This window comes from Kitasatospora sp. NPDC058190, assembly GCF_042883685.1.
Classification (GTDB): Bacteria; Actinomycetota; Actinomycetes; order Streptomycetales; family Streptomycetaceae; genus Kitasatospora.
This window is the reverse complement of record NZ_JBHVVI010000293.1, coordinates 1-1,650: the sequence shown is the minus strand read 5'-3', so window position 1 is coordinate 1,650 and position 1,650 is coordinate 1. Positions and strand designations below refer to the sequence as shown.

The window sequence follows — 1,650 nt, the reverse complement described above, 5'->3', positions numbered from 1 at the left end:
GTCACCGACTGACCCGGGTCCCGGCCGGCCACGCGGGGCAGCGGGCCGGTGCGCGGCCGGTCAGGGCGTCTGCCGGGCCTCGGCGTCAGCGGCGGCGACCACCGCCCGCAGCAGGCCCGGGAAGCGGCCCTCCAGCTCCTGCGTGCGCAGCGCGTTCATCTTGGTGGTGCCGACGTAGTACTGGCGCAGCACGCCTGCCGCGCGCAGCACCGAGAAGTGGTGGCTGGAGGTGGAGCGTCCCACGGGCAGGTCGAAGGAGCCGCAGCTCAGATCGCAGGGCGCGTGCGCGAGGGTGCGCACCACCGTCCTGCGGGCCGGATCGGCGAGGGCCTCCAGTACCTGTTGGACGCTCACGTCTTCCACGCCGGGGTGCACGATCACCCGTTGTGCCGCGCGTGTCCGTCCCACACCCACCACCTCTTCCCAAGCCCAGACCCCCGTCCGTTGTCACCAACAGCCGCCTACCGTGCGCGACTTCACGCCAGACGCTACTACGGCGACGGGCCCCGTCACGCCCGCCCCCCTCACGCCCGCCGCGGCACCTGCGTGACGCTCGCGCGGCTTCGTGCCCGGCCCGCACGCGTGCACGCCGCCGGGACACGCACCGCCGGGACGCGTACCGCGTGGACATGTACCGCCCGGACGCGTACCGCGTGGGCGTGTGCCGTGCGGGTGTGCCGTTGGTTCGGCGTCTTCCGGTGAGGCGGGCCGGGCCGGTGTGCCGCTGGTGTGCGGATCCGGCTGTCCGGGGGGTCTGGGGCCTTGCGTGGGGGTGTTGTCCTGCCCCTCACCTTTTTCGGGTTCTTGTGGTCTGCCTGGGGGTGGGTGCCTTTTGGGGCGGTGGGGTGGGCAGGCCCTGTGGTCCCGGGGTCGGGCGGATTCGAAGGGGTGGCGGGGTCGTGTCCGGCGGGTCGTCATCTGTGGGTGGGTCCGTGTTCTGTGCTGGTTGGTGTTGGTCGGTGGTGGCTGAGGTAGGTGAGGACGGCGAGGACGCGGCGGTGGCCGCTGTCGGTGGGTGAGAGGCCGAGTTTGGTGAAGATGTTGCCGATGTGTTTGTGGACGGCGTTGTCGGTGATGACGAGGCGGGTGGCGATGGTGGGGTTGTCCTGGCCTTCGGCCATCAGGGCGAGGACTTCTCTTTCGCGTGGTGTCAGGGAGGCGATCGGGTCGCGGGTGTGGCGGGTGAGGAGTTGTCCGATGACTTCGGGGTCCATGACGGTGGCGCCGGCGGCGACCCGCTGTAGTGCGTCGGTGAACTCGCTGACCCGGCTCACCCGGTCTTTGAGGAGGTAGCCGATGCCGCCGCGGCCGTCGGAGATCAGCTCGCCGGCGTAGCTGTGTTCGACGTACTGGGACAGGACGAGTACGGGCAGGCCGGGGTGGCGGCGGCGGGCGTGGATGCCCTCGTCGCGGTAGGTCGGGGGCAGTCGCACGTCGACGATGGTGGCGTGGGGGCGGTGTTCGGCGATGGCGGTGGCGAAGCCGGGGGCGTCGTGGGTGATCGCGTACACGTGGAAGTCCTTGGCGGTCAGCAGCAGTTCCAGCCCGGAGGACTACAGGACGTTGTCCTCGGCGATCACGACTCGCATGCCAGGCTCACCGCGATGGTGGTCGGGCCGCCGATGGGGCTGTTGAGGTGTATGGTGCCGT

Annotated in this window: 2 protein-coding genes; both read right to left on the bottom strand. The window is 70.9% G+C overall.

The features are described 5' to 3' along the window. Positions 1-60: 60 nt before the first annotated feature. Complete coding sequence (locus ACFVWU_RS44880; RefSeq protein WP_387632507.1) at positions 61-363, bottom strand: ArsR/SmtB family transcription factor; 303 nt, start codon at positions 361-363, stop codon at positions 61-63. Positions 364-914: 551 nt separating this feature from the next. Continuing rightward, on the bottom strand, positions 915-1,511 hold the full coding sequence (locus tag ACFVWU_RS44875) for a LuxR C-terminal-related transcriptional regulator (RefSeq protein ID WP_387632505.1): 597 nt from the start codon (positions 1,509-1,511) through the stop codon (positions 915-917). Positions 1,512-1,650 lie beyond the last annotated feature (139 nt).